Below are 2,450 nucleotides of genomic sequence, written 5' to 3'. Positions count from 1 at the left end.
CTCTGTTCCTCGCCGACGGTTTCGCGCATCTGTGGGCGGCGAGTATCACGTCGGTCATCGGTGCGGCGTACACATCGGTGTCGTTCCTCACCACGTCGAACACGCCCGCTCGCACCCGCAATCTGCTGACGGTCGGTTTCATCGCAATTACCACCGTCATCTATCTACTGATCGAGACCACCCCGGTGAAGCTGCTCATCTTCGCCGGAGCTTTCAACGGCATCATTTTGCCCATCGGTTTCACCATCGTGCTGTGGGTCGCCTGGCGTCGCCGCGATCTGCTCGGCGGATACCGTTATCCCACATGGTTGTTGGCCATCGGTGTCATCGCATGGCTGGTCACCCTGTATCTGGGCTATGAGTCACTCACAAAACTCGGTGACCTATGACCACCATCGATCTCAACAGCGACATCGGCGAATCGTTCGGCAGGTGGGAACTCGGCGACGACGAGGCCATGCTCGACCTGGTCACCAGCGCGAACATCGCGTGTGGGTTCCATGCCGGCGATCCCAGCACCATTGCCCGCACCGCGCGGTGGTCGGTGCAACGCGACGTCCGGATCGGCGCCCAGGTCGCCTATCGTGACCTCGCTGGATTCGGCCGACGATTCGTCGACGCGTCGCGAACCGAATTGACCGACGACGTGGTGTACCAGATCGGCGGATTGCAAGCACTTGCCGCAGCCGTCGGCGGCACGGTCACCTACGTCAAACCCCATGGTGCGCTGTACAACACAGCCGTTCACCACGAAGAACACGCTTCAGCGGTGGTCGACGCGGTGGCCGCGGTTGATCCGGGACTTGCGATCCTCGGGCTACCGGGCTCGCGGCTTCTCGAGCTGGCAGAATCGCGAGGACTCCGAGTGGTCCGAGAGGCATTCGCCGATCGCGGGTACACGCCCTCGGCAACGCTRGTGTCGCGTCGCGAACCCGGCGCAGTGCTACACGATCCCGACGCAGTGGCCGAGCGAGTACTTCGGATGGTCAGCGACGGAGTGGTCGAGGCAGTCGACGGTTCCAAAGTGARAATCGACGTGGACTCGGTGTGCGTACACGGCGACTCCCCTGCCGCGGTCGAAATGGCTCGTGCCGTCCGGGACATCCTCGGTACGAATGGTGTTGAAATAGAGCCTTTCTCATGACGGTTCTGACGTACGGCGATCGGTCTTTGCTCATCGAGGCGGAGACCACCGATCAGGCGATCGGCTGGACGGTCGCCATCAACGAGGCGGATTTGCCCGGCGTCGTCGATGTGGTTCCTGGCGCCAGAACGGTTTTGGTGACCGCAGATGGCCCAGGTAGAACTGGCGCGCTGCGCACTGCACTCGAACGACTCACCCCGACGTCCGGGGAAGCTCGTCGGGACGGCACAACGGTGGAAGTGCCAGTGATCTACGACGGGCCCGATCTCGACGACATCGCGCGCCTCACCGGACTGTCCCCGGACGAGGTAGTCACCGCCCACACCAGCGCTCCTTGGCAGGTGGCTTTCGGAGGATTTGCACCCGGGTTCGCCTACCTCATCGGCGGCGACCCACGCCTGCAGGTCCCGCGCCGCGACGAAGCCCGAACCAAGGTGCCGACGGGCGCCGTCGGACTCGCCGGCGAGTTCAGTGGGATCTACCCACGACAGTCCCCCGGCGGTTGGCAACTGTTGGGACACACGGACTTACCGATGTGGGATGTGGACCGCGACCCGCCTGCACTCCTCCAGCCGGGCACCTTTGTACGCTTTCGGAGCGTCTCGTGAGCACGCTCGAGGTGTTGGCCACGGGGCCGCTCACCACCGTTCAAGATGGTGGCCGGCCTGGGCTCGCCTCCCTCGGCGTTAGCCGGTCCGGTGCCGCCGACCGCAGGTCGCACCGTCTCGGCAACCGGTTGTTGTCGAACCCTGAGGACGCCGCAACCCTCGAGGTGACTCTCGGCGGGCTGTCGCTTCGGGCCATGGAGCAGGTGTGGCTGGCGGTCACCGGTGCCGACGTGGACGTGCTGGTCGATCACGGTTCAGGACCTCGCCCGGTCGGGACGAACGCACCGTTTGTGGTGCATGCCGGGGGCTCGGTGACGCTCGGAATGGCACGTGCCGGACTTCGTGCGTATGTAGCGGTCCGCGGTGGCATCGCCGCGAAGTCCACGTTGGGTTCGTGCAGTACCGACACCATGTCCGGGCTCGGGCCGGACCCGTTGGCAGCCGGGATGGTGGTGGAGATCGGACCCCGGCCCGGCGAACTACCGGAACTCGACCTAGCCCCCGTTGCGGCGCCGCCGGCCGGTGAGGTGGAACTGCGCGCGATTCGCGGTCCGCGCGACGCATGGGTGCTCGACGCCGATGACCTGGTACGTGCGACGTGGCAGGCATCCGATCACAGCGACCGGGTAGGAATGCGGTTGAGCGGCCAGGCGCGTGGGCTTTCGCATCGCGACCCCGACCGTCAGTTGCCCAGCGAG

Annotated in this window: 3 protein-coding genes and 1 pseudogene; all 4 read left to right on the top strand. The window is 65.3% G+C overall.

Annotation, left to right across the window (positions count from 1 at the left end):
* Window positions 1-389: pseudogene (locus KXR83_RS26730) on the top strand (hypothetical protein); the annotation flags it as partial.
* On the top strand, window positions 386-1,144 hold the full coding sequence (locus KXR83_RS26725) for a LamB/YcsF family protein (RefSeq protein ID WP_437427228.1): 759 nt from the start codon (window positions 386-388) through the stop codon (window positions 1,142-1,144). The pseudogene KXR83_RS26730 and the gene KXR83_RS26725, both read left to right, overlap by 4 nt.
* Window positions 1,141-1,752, top strand: a complete 612-nt coding sequence (pxpB, locus tag KXR83_RS26720; RefSeq protein ID WP_437427227.1) for a 5-oxoprolinase subunit PxpB — start codon at window positions 1,141-1,143, stop codon at window positions 1,750-1,752. The genes KXR83_RS26725 and pxpB overlap by 4 nt, the downstream gene beginning before the upstream one ends.
* Window positions 1,749-2,450 (top strand): biotin-dependent carboxyltransferase family protein (locus KXR83_RS26715; protein WP_437427226.1); only part of this gene is annotated, 702 nt, incomplete at its 3' end. The genes pxpB and KXR83_RS26715, both read left to right, overlap by 4 nt.

This window comes from Williamsia muralis, assembly GCF_051487485.1.
Lineage (GTDB): Bacteria > Actinomycetota > Actinomycetes > Mycobacteriales > Mycobacteriaceae > Williamsia > Williamsia muralis_B.
Note: the sequence above shows the minus strand (reverse complement) of the source record. Positions and strands in the feature narration are given on the sequence as shown.

Bases quoted from the DNA above. Each gene is read 5' to 3' on its own strand.
- pxpB (WP_437427227.1), top strand. From the start codon at position 1,141: ATGACGGTTCTGACGTACGGCGATCGGTCTTTGCTCATCGAGGCGGAG.